Below are 24,734 nucleotides of genomic sequence, written 5' to 3'. Positions count from 1 at the left end.
GAATGTTACTTCGAATACTTTTACTTTTGAAGCATTATTTTGATTTCAGATACCATCTATTATGAAGCAATATGCAACTTCCCATAATTGATCTTATGTCACTTATGGGTTATGTTCAATTTGAGTGTACTCGTACATCCTTTACAGTTTTGTCTTAATACATACTTTACAAAAAGTATGATTAAAATCCTGATTCAGACGTTAAAGAGGATGGCATTGGGTTTTTAAAATGCAACAATTTTCCTGTGTATAAGTCGATTACTCCAAGACTCACTCCATAAAAATGAATCTTCACATGTCTGTCTGAGATTTCTTCTAACCCAACTTCTTCCAATGCCAGAGCGGAAGATAAAAAGATCCGATGTCCTTCAAAATGTAGATTCCCAATATCATTCACTTCACCGATCATGATGTTCGTTGGATATGAAGCTTTAACGATCCGTTTCGGAAACTTTCGTTTGGACTTCCTATAATGATTTGCTGGAAATGCATTTTGAATTCCTTCATGTGGTCTTACATAATTAAACTCCTTTTGGAAGTTCCGAAATGCTTTTTGTTGAGCTTCTAAACTCGATCTCGGTGGCAAAGCCGTTTCTTCTTTTAACGTTTTATGCATTCGTTCATGCCTACCATTCTGTTGAGGTTTCCCTGGCTCAATTCGCTCCAATTTGATTCCAAGTTTAATCCACCAAACAGAGAGTTTACTGAGACCTGCCAGTGCATTCGAGGCGAACGGTGGTCCATTGTCCGTTCGAATTGCAAGAGGCATTCCATACTCCGTGAATAACTTCGTAAATTCATTGATTACATTGGCTGTATCCGCCTTTGTCACAATTTCACAACAGAGTAAAAATCGACTGTAGGCATCAGTTACGGTTAATGGGGTACACCTTTCTCCATTCCCTACAGTGAAATGACCCTTAAAATCTGCGCACCAAATATCATTGGGACCAAGTGCATGAGAAAACGGTTGTTCGACACTTTCTTTCCGGATCCTTCGTTTAGGAGGTTTGATTAGATCATTTTTTTTTAAGATACGACCAACAGTACTTGGATGAGGCCACTTCTTAATCATATGGATCCTTGCTGATAAAGAAGCCAAGAGTTTCCTTGCTCCCCATCTCGGATGTTCTTTTCTTTCTTGTAAGATGAGTTCAATGATTTTCTTTCGAGTTTGGTGTGGATGGCGTTTTGGTTTCCTACTTTTATCTTTTAAACCATCAAGACCATAAAGCTCATACTGTTCTAAGTATTTATAGCCAGTGACTCGACTAATATTGAATTCATGGCAGAGGTCTGTGAGAGACCAACCTCCACGTTTCCACGCCACAACAAATTTCATTCTTTCTTCAAACACGTTTGTCTCCTTCCAAACCATGACACACTCCTGGTGTGTACATCGTGTTCTGAATCGAAGAATTAAAATCTAGTGCGTAAAGGATGTATTGAGATCAATTTGTAAGGGAAGAAGCAATTACAGACCCAATGTATAGAAAGGCACATCGGTAACACATTAGATCACTCACATGGGTTACCTAAGTTTTTTGGCGCCTCGAATGGTTCTAGTTTGGGAAATTTTTTCTAAAAAGGACCGCGCTATCCGCTCCAATCTTTCGCGATGCGAAAGGATTTCCGCTACTATCGCTGGCGCATCAGATTTTTTAAGTTTAGGTGAAGGTGAGAATCTATTTCGTGCCGCAGGTTTTTTTCTTAATGTCTTCGCAAAAGTAAGAACCAACCATTCGTTCGGAGTCACATCGAAATTTAGCTGCCGCCTTTACCTCGGTGCTTCCTGTGACGGCGGATGCAGTCTCGGAACAATAAGTGTAGGATTGGTATACCACAAGAGAACAGGCGAGATAATCTAAATCGGCTCGTTCACAGGCTTCATAGGAAGGATTGGTTTTGGTGCATTGGAAAACGAATGAGAGACAGAACAAAGATAATACGAAAATGAAGGAACGCACTGTGAGTTTAGACAGACTCCAGTGCGTTTTAGTTTTTGGTTTTTTAAAAAATTTGGCGTTAACTTTATTTCTTATACTTTTGAAGGATTTGGTTTCTTTCTATGTACTTGATTTTTCCAAAAGCAGAAGCCTTCTTTTCTATAGCAGCAAGGCCAGGATCGTTTTTTAAAATAAGATGATAACTCCTATCATGAACAATCAAAGAATCCAATTTAATGATTCCGTATTCATTAAAAAGTAATCGTAATTCCTCGATGGTAACTCCTGCCTCAGTCGCAAAAAGGTATTCCCCTTCTTTAAACATCGGCATTTTTTCCTGATCCGGTCGCATTTGCTGTGTTTGTTTTTCCTCACCAAACAAGGTGCAACCTGTTGTTAGTGTTAGGGATACTAAAACTAGGCTACACCAGATGGTTTTATTGTAAAACAGCGGTAACTCCGGTGGTTTGTTTGAGGTGTTTGAGGGAAGCATTTGCATTAATTGCTTTTCCATGTTGAGTTGTCCCAGCCAATGCAGTTTCAGCCACTCCACCTTCGATGAGTTTAGTGATCACGTCTTGGTAAGTGAAACTTTGGTTATAGGAACGAATCAGAGCCGCAACCCCTGCCGCATTCGGAGTTGCCATTGATGTTCCATTCAAATTAGTATATGCAGTTGTTGATGGTGCCCATGCAGTAAGGAATACGTCTCCAACAAGTCCACCAAAGTAGGCACCTGAAGTATCACTTACCAACCTGTAACCTACTGTACAATTTGTCCCAGCTCCACCGATACAATTGGTAAGAATTTTAGTATCTGCAGAATTGCTTATAAATGTATTTGAACCATTTCTACAAAGTTGGGATTGAAAATTGGCAAAATTGCTATCATACATGGTCAAGGTAGTTCCGGCTGCAGGAGAACCTGCCGTCACAGAATATTTTGCTTGGATATAATCGTAACAAGCACTTGCTGATTGTCTTTCGCCATAACTTACTATGAAGTGGGAAAGGGAAACATTCGTAGCACCTGCTGGAATCGTAAAGTTTTTATATACGATACTATTTGTATTCAAAGCAGTCGTTGTGATGGTATTTGCCGAGCTATCAAACAAAGCATTTGCTAAAGTACAATCTGCAGTGACTAACATTTTGTAATTTGAAAGTGTACAAGTGGAAGATGCCCAAGCTGTTCCCGTTGTGGAATACGTCCAATCAGAATAGCTGGTTGCATTTTCGTTATAGGATACTTCCGTTCCATATCCACTGTAGATATTTGTTCCAGGAGCACCGAAATCAACACTACGACTGGCTAGTGTCGCATTTGTATCGTAATTCGAAAAGTTAGCAAGGGCATGTTTTTGATCCAAAGCGGCAATACAGATTAGATTGGCGTTTGTATTCTCACACGGATAAGAGGCACCGGTGAGTAAGTTTGTTCCTTCATTTCCAGCAGCCACCACTACCAATACATCACTGGATCTAGCAAATTCAATCGCTGAGTTGATCGCTGTACTGAAACTCGTACCACCTAAACTCATATTGATGACTTTAGCTCCATTGCGAACGGCAAAATAAATTCCATTGGCGATATTGTCGTTGGTTCCTCCGCCAAGTCCAAGAACACGAACAGCCATAATTTTTGCTGATTGGCAAACACCAGAAATTCCAACACCATTGTTTCCTACGGCTCCGATGGTCATTGCCACGTGAGTTCCATGCCCTTCTTCGTCACTAGGGTTATTATCTCCACTGGCAAAATCGTAACCATGATTAGGGCAACCGCCACCAATGGCTGTTCCATTTTGGTTCACACAACCACCAGAACCATCCCACATATTACCCACTAAGTCTTGGTGATTATAAGTCACTCCAGTATCAAGAACGGCTACGATAGTATTATTACAGTTAGTCGTCACATCCCATCCTCCTAATACATTCATGTCTTTGCCGGAGGTTCCTGGGTTACTGGTGTTTGCGGTATAACTTGGAGAAGTTAGAGTTTGTCCAGTATTACTCAATCCCCAAAGTCTAGCAAATTCAGGATCGTTCGGTGCGGAAGCTTGTTTATAATATAAATATCTGGGTTCCACTGACTCAACGTTTGGATCTTGTTTAATCCTAGCTAACCCCTGTTCCATCGTTTCCGATTCAACTAATTTAGCTGTCGTAAAATGCCCTTTTAAGTTGATTACCCCTGTGTTAGCAGCTAACTTTGAAGTTTGGTGTAACAGTTCGGTATCTGGAACTTGTTTTTTGAAAGTGATCACAACTTCGCCAGGAAGATACGGAAGTTGTTTGCCTGCTTTTGATTTAGCGCGAAATGCATCTGTATCTAAATTGGTTTGCTCTATATTCCAAACTGGTTCGGATATTAAAATGTTTGTAACAACTAACATAGTTGCTACTGTTAAAATTTTTGTGATCGATTTTTTGTTAAAATTCATATGATTCATCCCTATCCTAAATACTCGGAACCGTTACTGAAACTTGTGAGGAAGGTGATCCCCCTGCTGTATTGTATTTTCCATAAGAATAAACTTTGAAATACCAACTCCCAAACGTAGGAACTGAGATTACCTTTGAAACTGGCGTTGTCCCTCCCGTATTCGGCACATCGGAACAAAAAACACTAGTTCCATTATGAACTGCTGTAAATCCAGTAGTTTGGCTATAACAAACTTTATAACCACCATCGGTAGCATTGACAGCTTTTTCATTGGTTCCCGTCCAGCTGACTAATACATCTGCTCCTGTTTTTCCAGTGCCGGAAACGTTTAAGTCAGCACTGGTGGCTGAACCATTGTTGCCATTAGTTGTCGCGACACGAACAACGGCTGCTCTAGCACCCGTTGCAGTCGCACCAGGAGTGAACTGAATAGTAAATGTACCAGATGCGCCTGCCGCTAGAGTTGAACCCGCACTAAAAGCACTGATAGTGAAGTCATTAGTATGACCACTTGGTTTTGAAAGCGTGATGCCAGTCATCGTAGCAGTCCCAGTGTTATTGATTGTTACTGTTTTTGTGCTCGAAGTTAAAGTTGGCCAAACCACACCAAAAGTGGGGATAGAACCACCCAAAGTAAAACTACTGGAATTATGAGAAATGGCAATCGTCGGCACAGGTTTTGGAGTCGCGGTTCCATTTACTGAAAATAGAAATACTCTTACAGTATCATAGGAAATTGTAATATTCGAAACTTTGCTTCCTGTACCTCCAGTTGGTGAGAATTGGATCGTAAAAGTCGCAGAGGCATTGGCAGCAATCGATGTTGGGAACCCTGATAGGTTTAAAATCAAATTTGCATTGGAAGAAGTCACCGCAGGTGGCCCATCTAAATTTGCTACAGCACTACCTGTATTTTTTACTGTAAAGGTGACAGGAGTTCCGGCGGAATCAATTTCTACTGAACCCATTGCGTAACTACCATTAAATGTAATATCCGTAGCACCTACAGATACTGCCAACCTAGGTCTTGCTGTTTCTGCTATCCCTGTTAAGTTAAACTGGAAAGAAGCCACTGCTGCATCACTAGATTCAATTTTGATGATCGCTGTTTTGTTACCTGTTGTCGTAGGCTTAAAAGTTAGAGTAAAAACAGCCGAAGCTCCTGCAGCTAAGGTAGAAGAGCCTGGTTGCGAGACTGAAAAATGGGAAGCATCTGTTCCGGAAAGTGCAACAATATTTGGTGAGCCAGGAAGAGTGATCGCAACATTCCCAGTATTTTTGATCGTGACCGTTCCAGTTTTCCCAGCTGCGGTATTGATTGGCTCAGATCCTAAATCAAGTGTACTGCCACTTTCTCGGCTAACTCCATCGTATTGGATCTCCAATTTGGGTGCCGGAACATCTCCACCACCGCCTCCGCCAAGGAGTCCGATAAGGCCCAAACCGCCACCACCACCCCCTCCGCCGGGGCAACCAATTGTAAATAAAGACGTAAATGTTAAGAATATTAGTAAATTCAGTTTTTGATTCATGGGTAAACGACGCATAATTTTTGACCTATCGTCGCCTAGGATCGATTTATTGCAATCGTACCGTTTGTCCTGAATGCTTCAAATAACGCTGAAAATGTTTTTACGGTCATTTCAGAACGTTAATTTCGGTGTTTACTAATTTTTTTTTAAAAGAAAGACCAACTAATAAAAAAAGGACCTCTCTTTTTCCGTTAGGTGTGGAATCAGTCCTCTTCGGGAGGGCTTATGATCCCTTTTTTAGGGATTTCCTTACGATGACGAATGTCATCTTCGCACTCCAAATGCCTGTAAGATGAAAGAGAGGGGATGGTTTTGTCCGTAATTTCGCTATGATCAAGGTCGTATTCCCAGTATTTGGTGAGATTCCCTTGCCAATCATAAGGAACTACTTTTTGAAATACAAATTCATGTTTGGTGGTCCATTTAACATGATGAATTTCTAATTTTAGATTTCCTCTAAAATAACTGGGAATTGGAAAAAAATACAAACATCCAATGAGTAACTCACTTTCTTGGTATTTGGCTTTTGAAAAGAAAGGTAAAAAGAAAGGATCTTTTGATTCTGCGAGCGGGAGAGGATAGATCCTGAATGATTGTTTACTTGTGTTTTTATCTGTTTCAAAGGTGAGAGTGACTGGAATTTCCTCTATGAGTCCCATAGTTTTGTCCTTTCCCCGAACCAGTCGCAAAACTAGATAACTTTCTTTATCAGTAAAAGACGTAGGAGAAAGATTTGGTTCTTTTTCTTTTTTCAAATAAGAACTAAAAGGAATACATTGGGCGTAAAAAAAGAAAAAGAAGAGATAAATCCCAACCTTTTGTTTCCTTAAACTTACTAATTGCCTTTTCTTTAGAACCATGCTAAAATCAAGTATGGTATACTATTTAATTCTCACAACCATTCCTGTAGCCATTGTTTCAGGTTTTTTGATTCATTGGTTTACACTCCGTGAAGAAACAAATCCTCATAAACGACTCGATCATTCCCGTGGAGTTTACTTAGGATTTTCCTTTCAGATCTTACTTTTTGCCTGGTTACTATTTCAATTGGGTCATGCAAGATTTTCATACCCTTTATATGCAATTGGATTTTCGTTTTTAGGAGACTGGTTCAATCTCCAATTCCCCATTGCCAAAAAACAAATGGAAGATCCAGTTCTTGGGGGAATTTTTAGTTTTGCCATTGCCCAAGTATTCTTCCTGTTATCATTTTGGAAATTAACTAGCTGGAATGAATTGTATACAGGTGTTTTGCCTTACTTGATCACGGGAGCTCTACTCATTCTTCCTGCGCTCGTTTTCTATTTCCGAGTGTACAATTCACAAAGATCTAAATGGGTAATGGTTTCGGCCTTTATTTATGGGCTAATTTTATGTTTTTTTGTTTCCTTGTGTATTAACGCATACTTAGCATTTGGTGGAGTTTGGATTTATTTAGCCATTGGTGCTGGATTTTTTCTTTTATCCGATGCAGTAATGGGAGAAACAACCATCAATGGAACAAGACACCCTCGGTGGGAATTCCAAGTTCCTTGGGTGACTTATCTTATTGCACAAAGTTTTTTACTCGTAGGATTCTTTTTAGTTTCTCATACAAGACATTTAATGTAGACATTAAATGCAGGAAGGAATTCAAACTTCATGCGAATCATTGTTTGGTGAAGTAAGTTTCGACTGTTCCCAAGCAATGATCATTCGTTTTCTATTTGGATCCCACCGGTAACCTCCAAATAAACCTGAAGTTTGGATGACTCTATGACAAGGAATGAGGTAAGCAATTGGATTTTTGCCAATGGCAGTGCCTACAGCCCTTTGTGCTGATGATTGCCCTATAGAAGTGGCAATATCTCCATAAGTACAAAGATTCCCCATGGGTATTTTTAATAGGGATCTCCATACTTTGAGTTGGAATTCAGTTCCATATACATACAAAGGAATTGGAGTTTCAGGAATGATGAGGTTTTGAAAGTAATCTTTTAGTTTTTGATGAAGGTCTGACTCTCCTTCTTTCCAAATTGCATTTGGGAATTCGTTTTTGATTTCTAAAATATCCTTTTCGAAAGAATCCAAAAATTGAAGGGATTGGATTCCACGTTCAGAGGAGACAAGTAGGATGTCACCAAAAAGAGAAGGGAATACTTCATATTGAAGAACCATTCCCTCACCTCCACGTTTATAATCACCTGGTGTCATTGCCTCTAATTTGATAAATAAATCATGTAACCTTCCCGTTCCAGAAAGTCCGAGAGAGTATGTTGTATCTAGGATAGAAGATTCTTTTAATAGGCGTTTTGCGTGCGTTACCGTAACAAATTGTAAAAATTCTTTGGGAGAAACTCCTGCCCAAACCCGAAATACCTTTTGAAAATGAAAAGGACTTAAGGAAACTCGTTCTGCTAAAAAATCCAAGTTTGGTTGGTCTTCAAAATTTTCCAAAACGTATTCAATGGAATCTTTAATAATTTCGTAGTGTTTATGACTGGAATCCACAAGTCCTATCCTAACGGATCATGAAGCGACTGAAAACCCGATTCTTGCGATTTCACAAAATAAAATACAAATTGTTTGATTTTTTCAATACCCCCCTCACCCTCTTCTATAAGAACCAAACGTGTTACCTCCCAAAGACCAACTGCCGATACTCACCGCCTTACAATCCATTGTCGATTCCATCCAAACAAATCCAGTGACAATTTTGGATGCACCTCCAGGGACAGGGAAAACAACGGCACTCCCACAAGAACTACTCAAAGCGGGAGTTTCCTTTGGCAAAAAAATTTGTATTTTAGAACCAAGACGGATTGCTGCTAAAAACGCTGCCAAACGAATCAGCCAAACCTTATCAGAAGAAGTTGGAAAAACTGTTGGGTATCGTGTCCGCTTCGATTCAAAAATCAGCAAAGATACAAAAATCGAATTTGTGACCGATGGAATTTTAACGAAGATCCTTCTCACAGATCCAGAATTAAAAGAATATGGCTTAATCATTTTTGACGAATTTCATGAAAGAAGAATGGATTCTGATCTTTGTTTTGCCTTGGCCAGACGGTCTCAAGAAGTCTTTCGAAACGATCTAAAACTACTCATCATGTCTGCAACTTTAGAAGGACAAAATTTTGAGTCGATAGGGATCCAATCAAAACCAATTAGAGTGAGTGCAAACACATATCCTTTGGAAATATTCCACATGGGAGAATCTAGTAAAAATACAAACCAAAGATTACTGGATCTCGTTCCCAAAGCCGTAGAACAGACAGAAGGTGATATCCTTGTTTTCTTATCTGGCAAAAAAGAAATTTATGATTTAAAAAATGGATTAGAGTCCATTCCCGAGATCAAATCAAATGCCGTAGTACTTGGGCTCTACGGAGATATGGATTTGAAAGACCAAGAACAAATTTTTTTACCAGAACCAAAAAATAAAAAAAAGATCATCCTTTCCACAAATATCGCAGAGTCTTCCGTAACCATCCCTGGGGTTCGAGTGGTTTTTGACACAGGTTATCATAAACATGTTTTATTTGATTCGGATTCAGGAATATCCCATCTCATAAAAGATCGAATTAGTCTCAGTAGCGCCAAACAACGAGCAGGTCGTGCAGCTCGGGAAGGAAAAGGATTTGTTTACCGTCTTTGGTCAAAAGAAGAAGAAAATTCTTTTTTGGATAGAACCAAACCAGAAATTTTGGAAGGTGATATAGATCGTTTGGTTTTGGAACTGAAATCTTGGGGGGAAGAAATCGACCAATTGCCCTTTTTGGACCCACCAAATAAAGGTTCGGTGATAAAAAGTATAAATCGATTGCAACTCTTAGCGTGTTTAGATAAAAATCAAAATCTTACCGACTTAGGAAAAGAATGTTTGAGATATCCCCTCCCCATTCGATTGGGAAAAATCCTTTCCATTCTTCCAAAAGAAAAAGAAAGTTACATTGCCGACATTGTTTCGTTAGTGGGAAAAGAAAGTTCTGGAACAGAAGCCAAAACCTTCCCCGAAGAAATGCAATCAAAAGATTTTTCTTATGATCTAAGAGCTGTGTACGACCAAATTTTGCGTATTTACAGGGAAAAATCGGATTTTTCATCGATTTCTGGTAAAGACCGATTGTATTATTTAATCTCTGGTTTTCCTGATAGAATTGCAAAAAACAAAGGTTCCAACGGAAAAGACTTCAAACTTTCGAATGGAAAATTAGGAATTCTGAATACAACGTCGATCCAAATTCCAGAATACATCCTTGTATTCGATACAGTTTCTTTTGGACAGGATCTTTTTATCACTCGCTTCCTTCCCATTTCAGAAAATCAAATTGAAAAAACCTTACCTAATCTCATCCAAACGAAAGTCGTTTCAGAAAAACGAACTACCCAAAGAGGGGAAACGTTTCTAGTTGTAAAAGAAGACAGACTCCTCGGTGAACTTGTTTTGGATTCCAAAGAAACGAGTCATCCCAATCCAACACATCTCACATTGGCTTTAGAAGAATATATTTCGAAATCTTCCCTGGAAGAAGAATGGAAAAAAGACTCAGAATTTAGTAAATTCTACAATCGAGTTCGATTTTTAGAACGCCATGGTGTTTTGGATGTAAAAACCGATCCCAATGATTTAAAACAAAACAGCAAAGAGTGGTTATTTCCTTTTGTGAACTTTGATTCTGGAAAAATTTCCTTGGACAAACTTCCTTATTTAGAAGCATTCAAAGCCTATGTGGGATATGATAAACTAAATTTGATCGATTCCTTTGCGCCAGTATCCATCCAAGTTCCCTCGGGTTCCTTGATTCCTCTGCATTATGATGGTGCCGAACCAGAACTTCATGTCAAATTACAAGAGTTATTTGGTCTAAAATCTTTGCCAAAACTAGCCAATGGAAAAGTGAGTATTCTTGTCCATCTCCTCTCCCCAGCCAGAAGGCCCGTACAAATTACCAAAGATTTAGAAAGTTTCTGGAACCAAGGTTACCATGAGGTTAAAAAAGAATTAAAAGGAAGGTATCCAAAACACCCTTGGCCAGATAAACCTTGGGAAGCCGTTCCAACCAAACAATTAAATCACAACAAACGTTCGTAGGTGGAGACCCAACCTTTTTTGTTCACAAAAAATTTGGTCTCACAATTAGGGCATAAATAGTCCCCGGCAAGTTTCCACCTAAGTAGGGTTTGGCATTCAGGGCAGTGAACCGTTTTTTCTTCTGATTTGGGGGTGAGTTCGTTTGCGGGAGCATCACTGACTATTTGTGATTCTAGATAATGAATACAATCGGATTCGGTAGAATGCAAAGATAAAATTTGATTTTGTTCTTCTGAGATAGGAACTGTTAACCCAAATCCTGCAACTTTTGAGCCTGTTTCTTTACATCTTGCGGTGATCTTTCTAAGAAATTCCCATCCCACTTCTGTGACTTCCTTCACCTCGGAAAAATCAAGGCAAAAAAGAGAGGGGGAAAGAGTTTCCTCCTTTAGTTTCAGATAGAGTTCTGAGCCAATTTCCGCAGAAAATGTTCCCGCTAGGCGGAAAAGAAGTGATTTCAAACAGGTTTTTCCTCTTTTCTATTCTTCGGAAAAGATTCTGTATTTACAAGGAATTTTGTTCCTAATACCTTTATTTATCAGATATGAAATCGATACCGAGACGGTACTGGGTTTTACCAGTCGACATACTCTTTATGTTTTTGTCGTATTTTCTCGCACATCTTGTGCGATTTGAAAATATACGATTTTTAGATAATTATCCCGACTTTTGGGTCTGCGCGACGATCGTCGTTGTCTCGCGAAGTGTGGTGTTTCTATTTTCGGGGATCTACAGATCACTTTGGTCCTATGCGTCTTTGCATGACCTACTTTCGATCATCAAAGCCACTGTCCTATCTTCTCTTGTTTCTACTTTGGCTCTTCTTTTTTACAATCGGTTTTACCAACTCTCTCGGATGGTGCCGATTCTTGATACTCTCATCTTACTTGGGTTTTTGTGTTTACGAAGTTTGAGTTGGAGGATGTTACGCGAACAAATTTTTAGTTCGGATAAATCTAAGGGAGGAATCCCCGTCCTACTTGTCGGTGCTGGAAAACTCGGAAGTTCCTTTTTAACAGAGATTAGGCGAAGTGAAAATTTAGATTACCAACCCATCGGATTTTTGGACGACAACCTATCCAAAAAAGGTGGGTACATCCAAGGAATTCCTATCCTTGGAGCCACTGACGAAATTGGAAAAATTTTAACTCAGTTTGGAGTCAAAAAAGTCATCATGACTGTACCTCAACCTGATGGTCGGGTGGTGAGTAAACTCATGAAAGAATGTGAAAGTGCAGGAGTGGATTTCAAAATCCTCCCCACTTTTGGAGAATATCTTTCTGGAAAACCAAATATCACACAGCTTCGCGAAGTACAAGTAGAAGACCTTTTAGGAAGACCTACTGTTGATTTAGAAATCGAATCCATTCGTTCTTACTTAGAAAAAAAAGTAATCCTTGTGACAGGAGCTGGTGGTTCCATTGGTTCTGAAATTTGTAGACAAGTTGCCCTTTTCAAACCAAGTGTACTTGTCATTCTAGATGCCGCAGAAACTCCGTTATACGAGATTGACTATGAACTCAGAAAAACATTTTCGGATTTAAATATAGACATTCGTCCTGTCATTGCCGATGTCAAAAACCTATCTCGAATTTCTGCAATTTTTGAAGAACACCGCCCTTCTGTGGTTTTCCATTCTGCCGCATACAAACATGTTCCGATGATGGAAATCAATCCTTCCGAAGCCGTGCTCAATAATGTGATGGGCACAAAAAATGTAGCAGATGTTTGCCGTTTAATTGGAGTGGAACGTTTTGTACTCATCTCTACTGACAAAGCAGTGAATCCAGTCAATGTGATGGGAGCTTCCAAAAGAGCGGCAGAGATTTACTTACAACATATTTCTCAAAACTCTAGAACCAAATTCATTACTGTAAGATTCGGGAACGTACTCGGTTCCAATGGAAGTGTGATCCCACGTTTTCGCGAACAGATCAAAAGAGGTGGCCCTGTCACTGTCACCCATCCTGAAGTCATTCGTTACTTTATGACCATTCCAGAAGCCACACAACTCGTGTTACAAGCTGGAAGTATGGGTGAACATGGAGAAATTTTTCTTTTAGATATGGGAGAACCAGTAAGGATCCTTTCTCTTGCAGAAGAGATGATTCGTCTTTCTGGATACACTCCTCACAAAGACATTGCCATTGAATTTTCTGGCCTTCGCCCTGGTGAAAAACTATATGAAGAACTTCTTTTAAACCAAGAAGGAATCAAAAAAACGCACCACCCAAAAATTCGAATTGCAGCTCCATTGGAAAACTACAACCTTCTCCTCTTCCAAAATAAACTGAATCGGTTGTTTTCCCTTGCTAAGGCAAATAAAAATAGAGAGTTGTTCGCTGCCTTTAAAGATATCATTCCCGAATACAAAATCCACGATGAATATATTGAGTGGGAAACATCGCACGGTAAAAGGAATTTATGAGTCAAAACCTCACGCAGGAAGAAATCACAACATTACGTGAGTTTAAAAGAGATTTATTTAATCTCTATTGGGAACGGTTTGGGGTATTTTACATTCATGTGATGCCACATCCAAAACTGGAAATAGGAAAACGTGGATTACTCAACGCAGAAAAAGAATCCGGCATCGTACTTGTGTTTGGTGATAAAGCCGTAAAAGTTTTAGACAGTAAACCAGACTATTTGTTTGCAGAACTTCAATTTGGTTCTGCTTGGGAACCAACAATGATTCCTTGGGATGCTGTATTTCGTATTTACGATAAGTTTCAAAACTCGGCGACCCAACTTAGGTTCCTGCAAGTAGAAACAGTTCCTAGTGCAGAAGAAACCACTCCAAAACCTAAAGTCACAAAACCAGAGGTCACAGGAGATGGAAACGTGATTCGAGTTGATTTTGGAGGGAAACGGAACGAATGAATTTTTTTACCATCACCCGGGGTGATCTCGACGGTTTTTTTGGTCTCATGGTAGACAACCTAATCCAACTTTTGGTTCTTTCTGCTCTTTGTATTGGAGTTTGTGGTTTTCCTTTAGCATTTGTTACTTCAGTTGTTTTGCCTGGTGCAGCTGTGTCCTTACTCGTTGGAAATGTTTTTTATGCATGGCAAGCATGGAAATTAGGACAACGCACTCACAGAACAGATGTTACCGCAATTCCTTATGGAATCAATACAGTATCTTTATTTGCTTTTGTATTTTTTGTCATGTTTCCCACTTATCAAGCCACGGGAGACTATGTAGCCGCATGGAAAGCTGGACTACTTGTATCTTTTGTTTCTGGATGTATTGAAGTCATTGGGTCTTTTGTGGCTGCAAAAATTCGAAAGTATACACCAAGAGCTGCCCTCCTCTCTGCTTTGGCAGGAATTGCCATCACCTTTATTTCAATGGATTTTTTACTTCGAACTTTTGAAAGACCAATCATCGCCTTTATTCCGCTAGGTGTGATTCTTTTGCAATACTTTGGAAAGGTTCGTTTCCCCTTTGGAATTCCGGGAGGACTCCTTTCGGTAATACTTGGGATTTTATTATCTTATCTGTCTTCGTTTTGGGGAGATCCCATTTACCAACCAGGTGCCATCGAAAATGGACTTACAACTCTTGGAATCTATTTCCCACAATTATCCATCAGTCCATTGTTAGAAACTCTTACCTATGCGAATATCAAAGCGTATTTTTCCATCATTCTTCCTATGGGAGTTTTTAATGTAATTGGATCCCTCCAAAACATTGAATCAGCAGAAGCGTCAGGAGATAGTTTTGATACAAAAACTTCACTTCTTGTGAATGGACTAGGTACCCTTGCCGGCACTGCCTTTGGTTCTCCTTTCCCTACTACCATCTACATTGGTCATCCAGGTTGGAAGGCACTCGGAGCTAAACATAGTTATTCGGTGTTATCGGGAATTTTTATGACCATCGTGAGTTTGTTTGGACTTATGGGTCTTATCCAGGCTTTGATTCCTGTGGAAGCAGGTATGGCTATTGTACTTTGGATTGGGATTGTGATCACAAGCCAAGCTTTCCAAGCCATTCCGAGGCACCATTCTCCTGCGGTTGTTGTGGGACTTTTGCCGGCGTTTGCTGGATGGGCTGTGCTCATCATTCAAAATGTATTTATCTTTTTAGATGGAAAACTTCAGGCCACCTTACAAGAGATAGGTGCTAAACAAAGTATCCATTTTTCTTTAGCAGACCTTCCCCCTCATTTACCTTTCCTTCCCTATGCACTCTCTGGTGTATTAGCTTTGTCACAAGGATTTCTCATCACTTCGATGGTATGGTCAGCGATGGTCGTTTTCATTTTAGAAAGAGAATGGATACGGGCTGCCATCTGGGCTCTAATCGCTGCTGTCCTTTCTTTAGTCGGTTGGATTCATGCGTATGAATTACAAGGGAATGCCATTCTCAACAGATTTACGGAGATTGCGAGTTTTGATTTCCCGATTGCTTATTTTTCTTTGGCAACTTTGTTTTTATTGATACAGCTTCTCAATAACTCAAAAGAAAATCAGGATACATTAGGGCATTAATTTTGCTTGTAATCTAAGGATCAAACAAGTACAGTTTTAGTCTAACAATCAGGTTCCCTGTGAACCTTAAGGAGAACAATTTCCTATGACTTGGATCAAACGAATCGGTTTTTTCCTGTTAACCAATATTTTGATTATGACTACCATCTCCATCGTGACCACACTACTTGGTTCGATGGGATTTAGCATCCGTGCCTATGGTTTGGATCTAACGCGACTCATTGTATTCTGTTTAATGTGGGGTATGGCGGGATCTTTCATTTCGCTTTTACTTTCTAAAATGATGGCAAAGTGGACGATGGGTGTAAAAGTCATCGACCCGAAAAAAGCTTCCGCTCCAGAGATGGATGTGTATCGCCGAGTGCAATCACTCGCACAACGAGCTCATCTTCCTATGCCAGAAGTTGGGATTTACGAATCTCCTGAAGTGAATGCTTTCGCAACAGGTCCAAGTAAATCCAGTGCCCTTGTTGCTGTATCTACGGGATTACTAAACCGTATGAATGCACAAGAGTTAGAAGGTGTACTTGCCCACGAATTGTCACACGTTGCCAATGGTGATATGGTAACCCTCACTCTCATCCAAGGTGTTGTGAACTCATTTGCTATGTTCATTTCTCGTATCATTGCTTATGTGGCATCAAATGCAGTAAAAGAAGAAATGGCACATATCGTACGAATTGTTGTCACTATCGTTCTTGACATCGCGTTTTCGATTCTTGGTTCCATGGCAGTGGCTTATTTCTCTCGCCAAAGAGAGTTCCGTGCGGATGCCGGTGGGGCTAAACTTGCGGGAAGAGAATCTATGATTTCTGCTTTGGAATCACTCAGACAAATGGTAGAGATGCCAGAAGATCCGAGAGGAGAAGCTCTTGCTTCCTTTAAGATCTCTTCTAACAAAGGTGGTTTTCTTTCTCTATTTGCAACCCACCCTGCCTTAGAAGAAAGAATTTTAGCTCTCAAACAAATGAGATAAAATCTTCACAAAAGACAAACAAAGTGGAAAGGTCGGCAAAATAGCCGGCCTTTTTTTATTGCAAAGCCTTAGTCTTCCTTGGTTTCATCCTATTATGTCCATTGTGAAATCTAAGATTCGAACCATTCCCGATTACCCGAAACCAGGGATTCTCTTTCGCGATATTACTTCCCTTCTCATCGACCCAGAAGGATTCCAACTCACGATTGGAATGTTTGTAGAACGATACCAAAATGCTAAATTAAATAAAATTGCCGCTATTGATGCCAGAGGTTTTATTCCTGGAGCCGCTCTTGCTTTCCAACTTGGAGTGGGATTTGTTCCGATCCGTAAAAAAGGCAAACTTCCTGGAACCACTATCTCTGAATCCTATGCTTTGGAATATGGTGTGGATCATGTAGAAATCCATACGGATGCCATTAACCCTGGAGAACGAGTCCTGATTATGGACGATTTGATTGCCACTGGGGGAACTCTAGAAGCTTCGATCAAACTAGTTCAAAATTTAAAAGGTGTAGTTCATGAATGTGCAACCATCATCAACTTACCAGATTTAGGTGGAGCAAAACGAATTAAAGATACTTATGGAGTTGATGTATTTTCCATTTGTGAATTCGAAGGACATTAAATTTAAATCTAAATTCTATTAGAAATAAGGAGTTTTGGTTAGGTTATAGATTTCCAATCAGAACTCTTTGTTTTATCCACACGAATACTCACTTCGTTTCCAAGAAAATTCCATCGAACTACAAACAACTTTTTCAGAATATGAATTCCTCGCCCGCTTGTGACTAACTTCCGGTCCGACTCAATAGGACTTGGGATAAGTCTCGGATTAAAACCTTTTCCACTATCAATTACATAAACATCAATGTATTTCCTTGACTCAAATACATGAACTGTGATGATGTCATCTTCTCTTTTCCCTCCATGTTCTAGTGCATTATCCAAAGTTTCATCCACAAGAATTTGAAACCAGAAACTATCCATAATGTTTTTCCAGTTTCTTTTTTCATACAACCCCCAAAGTTTTTCTTTAATCAGTCTTGAGTGAGATCTTGTGGCCAGGATTTGGTCTTCAAAAATCTTATTTGATCTTTCAAAGATAAAAGAAAATGGATGTGTTAAATAATCTTCCGTAAAAGAATAATGGAACAAAAAAACAACAAAACAGGAAAGAAAAAGCAAATTGATAAATAGAAAAAAATGCAAAAAATACTTTGTTGTCAAAGGTATGAAATTTGGGGAAAAACAAAGAAAAATAAAAAAGATACAAGTGAGAAATGTCGCCAAATAAATATATTCCATAAATTTTTGGATAGCGGGGAAATTGTAACGAAGTTTAGCAATCACCAAATAAGAAAATGCAATTGCAGTTAACAGAAAGTAGATGTTATAGTAATACTTTAATAAAATAAGATTAGCCTGTGGATAAACTTCACTAGGTAAACCTATGTCTACAAAAAGTAACATGATCCCCATTCCCAAAACAAAGGAACAAATAACAACCAGGCGCGGAAAATTACGAAAGAAAGTTGGGAACTGTAATCCAAAGTATAAAAGAGCAAACGATAAAAAAATTAAATAGGTGGAGATGGATTGTGTTTGGTTTAAGATTTGATTTTCTAAGAACAAACTATCACTGAGTATTGTCAAATCTCCGATACAGAAAAAAGCTGCGAAGATAGAAAAACTTGTTTTCATTCTTGTCCGAGGATTCTTTCTAAATGAAACAATACCGGCAATCAATGAAAAACAGGCGGTAACTCCGAATATAATGGATTCAAACAAACTCATGCAAAAACAAAAAAAAATATTCCCCTCCCTGTCTCTCTTTGCGAGTACTATTTTATTTTTTACGAGTTTATTCCTTAGCCCGGTTTATCCTGAGGAAAACAGACTCTCCATCGACGAAATCAAGAAATCTGTAGTCCAAATCCGAGTTTTCTCCCAAGCCAAAGACCCCTTCTCCCCCTGGATCTCTTCCGGGATTTCTGCTTCGACGGGATCTGGATTTTTAATTTCCAAAAACCGAATCCTCACAAATGCCCATGTAGTATCGAATGCAAAATTTATGGAAGCTCAGAGAAACAACCAAACCGAATGGTATGAACTAAAAGTTTTGTTCATAGCCCATGATTGTGATTTAGCTCTTCTCGAAGTTTCGAATCCTGAATTTTACGAAGATAGTAGTTATTTAGAGCTAGGAAATTTACCAGAGCTGGCAAGCCCAGTGGATATTATCGGATATCCGATTGGCGGAAGTAAAATATCTGTTAGCCGAGGTATCGTTTCAAGAATTGAACAATCTACTTATGCACATTCACAAATCGATAGCCATTTGGTGGTCCAAGTAGATGCTGCCATCAATCCAGGAAACTCAGGGGGACCCGCGCTCCAAAATGGGAAGGTCGTTGGTGTTGCCTTCCAAGCTTCTACTAAAGGAGAAAATATCGGTTACATCATTCCCACGGGAGTGATCCAACATTTTTTAAAAGATATAGAGGATGGAACTTATCACGGTTATGTTGAGTTGGGGATTCAAACCCAACCCTCCTATTCAGAATCACATAGGAAATTTTATGAAATCCCGAACTCCATAGAAGGAGTTTTTGTTACGAAAGTTTTAAAAGCAGGTTCTGCTGATGGATATTTAAAACCAGGTGACTACTTAACTGCCATCGACGGACGTAAGATAGGAAGGAACGGAAATCTACTAGAATCAAATTCCGTTGATTTTTTAGAGCTTGTAGATAATAAGTTTGCTGGTGAAGAAATCAGTTTTGATCTCATTCGAGATAAAAAGAAGATAAATGTAAAATTTCCAGCAAAAAAAATGCCACAAATGGAAAAACAAAGATCAAGATATGGCATTAATTACGATTATCTAGTGTTTGGTGGTCTTGTGTTCCAAACAGTCAACCGGGATCTATTAGAAGCTTGGAGTAAAAATGGACAAACTCAAGGTGGGAGTTTACTCGTTTACCGGTTTTATGATGCTACTACATTATCCGATGGGGAGTCCGAGGATGTAGTTTTATATCGCAAATTACCACATCCGAATAATTCTCATTCCGATTTTTATTTAAATATGGTGGTTGAATCTTTGAATGGGGTAAAGGTAAAAAACTTAGCCCACTTAAAAGAACTCCTCCGATCCTCTACAGAAAAAACCATACGCATTCAATTCCACGGAATCCAATTGCCTATGGTTTTGGATAGAGAAGAATCAGAACGTGCCGACCTTGAAATCAAAAAGACCTACCAGTTAATAGGAAACTAAACACATGTTATTTTGGAATCAAAACAGTAGATTCATTTGGATCCTTTTATTTATTTTTGTAAGCCCTGCTTTTGGAAAATCCATTCCTGTGGGAATGACAGATGCATCCATCCTTCAAGTCAAAGCAACGGTCCAATATCCTAATTTTTTACAACCCTGGCGGTTCAAAAATCCAGAAGTCCGTTATTCCACGGGCATTTATATTGGAGAAAATCGAATTCTGGTTCCTGCTCAAGCAGTTTATTTTTATACAAACATTGAAATCAAAAAACCAGATGCTTTAAAACTATATACTGCTGAATTAGAACGTTTAGATCCTGATTTAGGTCTCGCGATTTTAAAATTAAATGACCCAACTGCTTCTAAAGATTTAAAAGCCGTTATCTTTCCTAACGAATTGTTTTTACCAGGGACTGGTCTTGTGATGGAAAGTAAGGACCAAAGAACCCTAGAAGAGAAAAAAATCAGAATGATTCGTTTGGATATGGAAGCGTATTCTAGCGGTTATGTGGAGCTACCTTTTATCGAGGTTCAATCGGAAGAAAAGTTAGACGGTGTAGGCGAACTCATCGTTGATGCCACAGCAAGAATCCCACAAGGTATTCTCTACCAATTCAAAGAAACTGGTACGGGTAGAGTCATTCCTTCTTTTTCCATTAAACATTTTATTGAAGGCAAAAGTTTTCCGTTTAAAGGTTTTCGATTCAAACCACTCACTGACTCAGCCACAAGAAACCATTATGGACTTAAAAAAGATGATTTAGGAGTGGTAATTGCAGAAATTTATCCAGGCTCTTCGGCAGATGGAATTTTACAATTGGAAGATGTCCTTCTAGAAGTTTCCAACGTGAAGGTTGATCCAAAAGGTTATTTTGATCATCCTAAATTTGGAAAACTCAATTTGTCATATTTATTCCATAATACCAATGATATGGATTCTAATTTCGGGAAAAAAATCAAACTAAAGGTTTTTCGAAATAAAAAACCAGTTTCTCTTGAATTGGATTTAAAACCTTTAGAGGAATCGACCATTCGAATTCCCTATGGAAATTCAAGATTCCAAACTCCCAAATATTTGATGTTAGCTGGTATTATCTTTCAAGAACTGTCTGAACAGTATTTAACAGAACATGGCACTCAATGGCGTAACCGTGTTAACAAAGAACTACTGTATCTAAACGATTTTTACCGGATCAAACGAAATGGGAACGAAGGGAAGGTAATATTTTTATCACAAGTGTTGCCACTTTCTGGGAACAAAGCCTATCATACTGCTCACCAATTAATTTTAAAGACAGTCAATGGAGTTCCAATCCAATCCTTAAGCCAACTTCAGAATTTAGTCAAAGAGACAAATTCAAACTATATACGGTTTGTGATGTCTGATGGATTCGAACTAATCTTTAAAAAAGAAGAAATCCAAACCCTCAATGCAGAAGCAAAACAAAGTTTTCAAATCCCTAAGGATTCTAATTTTTAGAGCCCTTAAAACCCTTGTTGATAACCTAATTGTTTTGAAATCAGTAAAACCTTAACTAAAAATAAAACAAGAATGAGCAGAGTGAATATAACATATTCTTGTTTTCTAATGGTCTGATCTTCGTTTGCAATTAATAACAAAACTGGAATAGAAAGGGTAAACATACGAGACACGTTTTCGTAAACAGACCAAAAATGATAATAACCGGCGGTCCCTACCATGAACATAATCAGTAAAAAGGAAATTCGAAATTCCCAACCTTTGCGAACTTGGCCAGTGAATGGCAAAAACAAACCTAAAAAGAATAAAACAACAAGTGGAAACCGTGAAAATAATCTGGCCAATTCTTTCCAGTTGGATCCGTTTGCAAGTTGTCGCCAAATGGATTCCATATAAGAGATGAGTCCTTCAAATGGTAAAATAAAATCTGTAAGTCGGCCTGGCCTCCAATTGGGGAAACGATATGCCAAATACAAATGCCAACAAAGAGGAATGATTAGAACTGATCCAACAAGCAAAATTCGTTTCCAATCTTTTCTAAAAAGAGCCGCAAGGCCTAAAGGAAATAATAAAAATAAAGCAGGTTCTTTGGTTAAAATAGCGAGACTAGAAAGTAAAACAAAAGGGATATAGTTTTCTTTTACATAAAAGTAATATGCGATGATTAGAATGGAAACCATTACAGAATCACTCACAAGTACATAATAACTTCCCAAAGCAAAAGGACTAAGAAGGTATAATATCGCATACGGTTTTATCTCTTCACTTAGTAATTTACGTAAGTAAAAATAAGAAAGAAGAGTAAGCCCTATATTCCAGAAGTACATTCCAAAAATAGCCGTTGTTTTACCAAAAAAACCAAAAAGAGCAATTAACAGTGGATAACCGATTCGCGGTGCTCTATAGGATTCATCAAACCCCTTTGGCCAATTCAGATGAAACTCAGATAGTGGTCTTGAAAAATAATAGAAAATTTGACCATCGTATCCGGCTCCCAAGTCACCCTTCTCCCCTTTGAATAAAATTGCTTTCTCTGGAGTTTCTTTCTGATTTTGCAGAGCAAATTCATACCCAAAATTCACCATGGAGCTAGGGTTCCATTCGTATTTTTTCCAATAACTTAAAGTAGAAATTCCCCAAACAAGAAAAAACGATAAAATGGTAAGCCATTGTTTCGAATGGAAAAATAAAAATACAGGGAATAATCTTTTTAATACCATTGTTTTTGGCTCCAGACTAAGGATTTGATTTTGAAATTTGAGATTCTAATGATTTAGAAAAAATATGATTATAATAACTTGCACCTTCGTAAGTTAAATGGTGTGGATCAAAAAAATACCGGACATCACTAACAGCTTCGGTGTGATCAATTAAAGTTTGGCCTCTCGCATTTAGATGAGATTTTAAACTGGAAATCCAATCTTTTCTCCACTGCGAACTTTTATAAAAATCAAATTCAATCGGATTTTCAGGGCTTAAAACAAGAACAAAAGGAATTTTATGTTGATAGAAATAATCAGAAATATTAAGAATTCGATTGAACTCCCACCAAGGTTCAAAAGGAACTTTGTTTACATTTTTTTTTGCTTCCCGAACCAAATGTAATCTCATAAGTTCAGGTCTAGATTCTGCATCACGAATCATACGCTCAAAATAATCTGCTTGAAAATCAGGAATCGTTTTTGTCACCAAACGAGTGTCATCCCAGTAAGTACCGCGAGAGTAAGATCTGTTTTCTAATGTTGATTTTTTACAGAAAAAATGAGACAAACGAATTCCCACAAACTCATCTCTACCATATCGAATAAGATTAACCTCTTTTGCAGAAGATAATTCTGAGATAATTTGAATTTGAACCGCTCTCCAATCGAGCGATGCCGGAATAAGAGAATTCCATTCTAAATCGTTCCAACCAGAACGATCAAATGTCTTTTCCATTTCATGGATTGGTTTTTCTAAAGAATTTATATGAGTAAAAAAACGGAATCTTAGTTTTGTTTTTGATTTCTGCAGGAAAATAGATTCATTCTCTTTTTTATCGGAACATTCCAATGTTGCGGATTCTTTGGTCCATCCCTTGGACCAGATCCCTTCCTTTGGTTTTTCTCCTTGGTAAAGGTGATACTTCCGACCACTCCTAAAATGATTATCGATGTATACTTCTATCGGATCCCAAAAGAAAACTCGGAAACGACTCACGTAAAACAATGTTTTGGTGATGAGTTTCGAAAGTGTTTTTCTTGGTAACTCTTTCCAGTGATCCATTAAATAATCACCAGGATAAATGGTTTTTGCTGGATAACGATCTCCAAATTGAGTGACCCAGATTTTTTCATTAAAGATTAATTTACCATTGATAAGTTCTTGGTATTCCCATTGTAAATCTGCAAAATTATGTATGTAGACCACTAGATCAGGATGTGAATCCAAAAGATCTTCTTTGTAATAATCGAGGTCCGTGGGAGCCATTGCTACATGGGAAAAAAAAGAGTATTTCGTTTGTGGATTATTTTCCCTGTTTAGTTCATCAGGTAATACCGAATACAAAGCAACAGAACTCCCGGCAATGATGGTTCGGTGTTTGTCTTGGGTCGATTGTAACTCTTTTGTTCTATAAAGAAAGTTATACCAAGGAGAAGAGTCCCATTCTGTTTCATTTGGAAACAGAAAATATAACTTAGAAAACACAATTCTATCTAGGAGAATGATACCACCAAACAGAAGAATGGTGACGAGAAAAACTTTCCATTTCTGCCCGAAACGGGATTGATTTACGGGTATTGTGGGATCAGTTTCCATTTTCGTAACAAAAGTTTTTTTGCAAAACTAATTGCGAGCTTTAGTACTTTTTTGTTAAAACTACTATTTGAAAAGATATAACGAATTGGTAATTCTTTAATGGTACCATTGTTATTGGCGACAATCGACAAGGCTTCCATATGAAAATCAAAGGCAACTGATTCCAAAGGATAAGTCGCGATTTTCTGAAACATTGGTTTAGAATACCGTCTGTATCCACTGGTACAGTCGCGTAAATTTGCACCAAAGAGGTTGAATACTCCTTTGGATAAACAATAATTCATAACCTTAGCAGCAAGCCAGGAAATGAGTTTTCTGTAAACTGGAACGTTGACAGTAGAGGTTCGAGATCCAATCACTAAATCACAATCAGGGAAGGACTGAAACTCTTTCAAATAACCCGCGTCATGCGACAATCCAGCATCCATTGTAATCACCCAATCATAACCTTTTGACACTGCATACTTCATTCCATCCTGGATTCCTCCTGGAATGTGAGTATTTTTTTCGTGGCGGATGACATTGAGTCTTTTCCCAAACTCTTTTTGTAATTTGGCTAAGATGGTTGGTGTAGCATCTTTACTCGCATCATCTGTTACAGAAACATCTGCATATACAATGGCACCCCGAACCACTTCCTCAATGGTTTCTGCTTCATTGTATGCCGGGATGATGACGAGAGTTTTGTTTGCCATT

20 protein-coding genes are annotated in these 24,734 nt (G+C 38.5%); 9 read left to right on the top strand and 11 right to left on the bottom strand.

What is annotated here, in order from left to right:
* Nucleotides 1-181: 181 nt before the first annotated feature.
* The 5 genes from CH361_RS18230 to CH361_RS18205 form a co-directional block, all read right to left on the bottom strand.
* A complete protein-coding gene (locus CH361_RS18230; RefSeq protein WP_100734528.1) occupies nucleotides 182-1,378 on the bottom strand; it encodes an integrase core domain-containing protein in 1,197 nt (398 codons plus the stop codon).
* 653 nt (nucleotides 1,379-2,031) lie between these two features.
* On the bottom strand, nucleotides 2,032-2,277 hold the full coding sequence (locus tag CH361_RS18220) for a hypothetical protein (RefSeq protein WP_244279958.1): 246 nt from the start codon (nucleotides 2,275-2,277) through the stop codon (nucleotides 2,032-2,034).
* A gap of 106 nt (nucleotides 2,278-2,383) precedes the next feature.
* Nucleotides 2,384-4,393, bottom strand: a complete 2,010-nt coding sequence (locus CH361_RS18215) for a S8 family serine peptidase (protein WP_100792250.1) — start codon at nucleotides 4,391-4,393, stop codon at nucleotides 2,384-2,386.
* A 16-nt stretch (nucleotides 4,394-4,409) separates the two neighbouring features.
* Nucleotides 4,410-5,942, bottom strand: a complete 1,533-nt coding sequence (locus CH361_RS18210) for a choice-of-anchor D domain-containing protein (protein WP_244279957.1) — start codon at nucleotides 5,940-5,942, stop codon at nucleotides 4,410-4,412.
* A 188-nt stretch (nucleotides 5,943-6,130) separates the two neighbouring features.
* Nucleotides 6,131-6,787, bottom strand: a complete 657-nt coding sequence (locus tag CH361_RS18205; protein WP_100792249.1) for a hypothetical protein — start codon at nucleotides 6,785-6,787, stop codon at nucleotides 6,131-6,133.
* 13 nt (nucleotides 6,788-6,800) lie between these two features.
* Here CH361_RS18205 and CH361_RS18200 point away from each other — a divergent pair, with 13 nt between their 5' ends.
* Nucleotides 6,801-7,538, top strand: coding sequence for a lysoplasmalogenase family protein (locus CH361_RS18200; protein WP_244279956.1), 738 nt, complete (start codon nucleotides 6,801-6,803; stop codon nucleotides 7,536-7,538).
* 21 nt (nucleotides 7,539-7,559) lie between these two features.
* Here the strand turns inward: CH361_RS18200 and CH361_RS18195 are convergent, their stop codons facing one another.
* The gene (locus CH361_RS18195; protein WP_208861469.1) at nucleotides 7,560-8,417 is read right to left on the bottom strand and encodes a methylated-DNA--[protein]-cysteine S-methyltransferase; all 858 of its coding nucleotides are present in this window, start codon (nucleotides 8,415-8,417) and stop codon (nucleotides 7,560-7,562) included.
* Nucleotides 8,418-8,538: 121 nt separating this feature from the next.
* Here CH361_RS18195 and hrpB point away from each other — a divergent pair, with 121 nt between their 5' ends.
* Complete coding sequence (gene hrpB, locus CH361_RS18190; RefSeq protein ID WP_100792247.1) at nucleotides 8,539-11,001, top strand: ATP-dependent helicase HrpB; 2,463 nt, start codon at nucleotides 8,539-8,541, stop codon at nucleotides 10,999-11,001.
* Here the strand turns inward: hrpB and CH361_RS18185 are convergent.
* Nucleotides 10,983-11,462 carry a hypothetical protein gene (locus tag CH361_RS18185; protein ID WP_100792246.1) on the bottom strand — a complete coding sequence of 160 codons (480 nt, stop codon included), beginning with the start codon at nucleotides 11,460-11,462 and terminating at the stop codon, nucleotides 10,983-10,985. The genes hrpB and CH361_RS18185 overlap by 19 nt on opposite strands.
* Nucleotides 11,463-11,545: 83 nt before the next feature.
* Here CH361_RS18185 and CH361_RS18180 point away from each other — a divergent pair, with 83 nt between their 5' ends.
* The 5 genes from CH361_RS18180 to CH361_RS18160 all read left to right on the top strand — a co-directional run bounded on the left by CH361_RS18180 (nucleotide 11,546) and on the right by CH361_RS18160 (nucleotide 17,104).
* Nucleotides 11,546-13,429, top strand: a complete 1,884-nt coding sequence (locus tag CH361_RS18180) for a polysaccharide biosynthesis protein (protein ID WP_208861468.1) — start codon at nucleotides 11,546-11,548, stop codon at nucleotides 13,427-13,429.
* Nucleotides 13,426-13,884, top strand: coding sequence for a ClpXP protease specificity-enhancing factor SspB (locus tag CH361_RS18175; protein ID WP_100792244.1), 459 nt, complete (start codon nucleotides 13,426-13,428; stop codon nucleotides 13,882-13,884). Before CH361_RS18180 ends, CH361_RS18175 begins: the two co-directional genes overlap by 4 nt.
* The gene (locus tag CH361_RS18170; protein WP_100792243.1) at nucleotides 13,881-15,500 is read left to right on the top strand and encodes a permease; all 1,620 of its coding nucleotides are present in this window, start codon (nucleotides 13,881-13,883) and stop codon (nucleotides 15,498-15,500) included. Before CH361_RS18175 ends, CH361_RS18170 begins: the two co-directional genes overlap by 4 nt.
* Nucleotides 15,501-15,585: 85 nt before the next feature.
* Nucleotides 15,586-16,476, top strand: a complete 891-nt coding sequence (gene htpX, locus CH361_RS18165; protein WP_100792242.1) for a protease HtpX — start codon at nucleotides 15,586-15,588, stop codon at nucleotides 16,474-16,476.
* Between the two features lie 94 nt (nucleotides 16,477-16,570).
* Nucleotides 16,571-17,104 (top strand): adenine phosphoribosyltransferase, encoded by a 534-nt coding sequence (locus CH361_RS18160; protein ID WP_100792241.1) that lies wholly within the window; start codon nucleotides 16,571-16,573, stop codon nucleotides 17,102-17,104.
* A 38-nt stretch (nucleotides 17,105-17,142) separates the two neighbouring features.
* Here CH361_RS18160 and CH361_RS18155 read toward each other — a convergent pair whose 3' ends face one another.
* Entirely contained in the window at nucleotides 17,143-18,180 is a 1,038-nt protein-coding gene (locus CH361_RS18155; RefSeq protein WP_100792257.1) for an ATP-binding protein, read from the bottom strand.
* Nucleotides 18,181-18,211: 31 nt separating this feature from the next.
* Here CH361_RS18155 and CH361_RS18150 point away from each other — a divergent pair, with 31 nt between their 5' ends.
* Both CH361_RS18150 and CH361_RS18145 read left to right on the top strand, forming a co-directional pair.
* Nucleotides 18,212-19,759, top strand: coding sequence for a S1C family serine protease (locus CH361_RS18150; protein ID WP_100792240.1), 1,548 nt, complete (start codon nucleotides 18,212-18,214; stop codon nucleotides 19,757-19,759).
* Nucleotides 19,760-19,763: 4 nt separating this feature from the next.
* Complete coding sequence (locus CH361_RS18145; RefSeq protein ID WP_100792239.1) at nucleotides 19,764-21,239, top strand: PDZ domain-containing protein; 1,476 nt, start codon at nucleotides 19,764-19,766, stop codon at nucleotides 21,237-21,239.
* Between the two features lie 5 nt (nucleotides 21,240-21,244).
* On the opposite strand, the gene CH361_RS18140 is transcribed toward CH361_RS18145, so the two are convergent.
* Genes CH361_RS18140 through CH361_RS18130 form a run of 3 tightly spaced genes read right to left on the bottom strand, consistent with a single transcriptional unit; the run spans nucleotide 21,245 to nucleotide 24,733 of the window.
* A complete protein-coding gene (locus CH361_RS18140) occupies nucleotides 21,245-22,459 on the bottom strand; it encodes an AZOBR_p60025 family cell surface glycopolymer formation protein (RefSeq protein WP_100792238.1) in 1,215 nt (404 codons plus the stop codon).
* Nucleotides 22,460-22,475: 16 nt separating this feature from the next.
* Nucleotides 22,476-24,038: a hypothetical protein gene (locus tag CH361_RS18135; protein ID WP_100792237.1), complete on the bottom strand. Its 1,563-nt coding sequence runs from the start codon at nucleotides 24,036-24,038 to the stop codon at nucleotides 22,476-22,478.
* Complete coding sequence (locus tag CH361_RS18130) at nucleotides 24,011-24,733, bottom strand: glycosyltransferase (RefSeq protein ID WP_100792236.1); 723 nt, start codon at nucleotides 24,731-24,733, stop codon at nucleotides 24,011-24,013. Before CH361_RS18130 ends, CH361_RS18135 begins: the two co-directional genes overlap by 28 nt.
* Nucleotide 24,734: the final 1 nt, after the last annotated feature.

This window comes from Leptospira brenneri, assembly GCF_002812125.1.
In the GTDB taxonomy this organism is placed as follows: domain Bacteria; phylum Spirochaetota; class Leptospiria; order Leptospirales; family Leptospiraceae; genus Leptospira_A; species Leptospira_A brenneri.
This window is presented reverse-complemented; position numbering and strand designations above follow the sequence as displayed.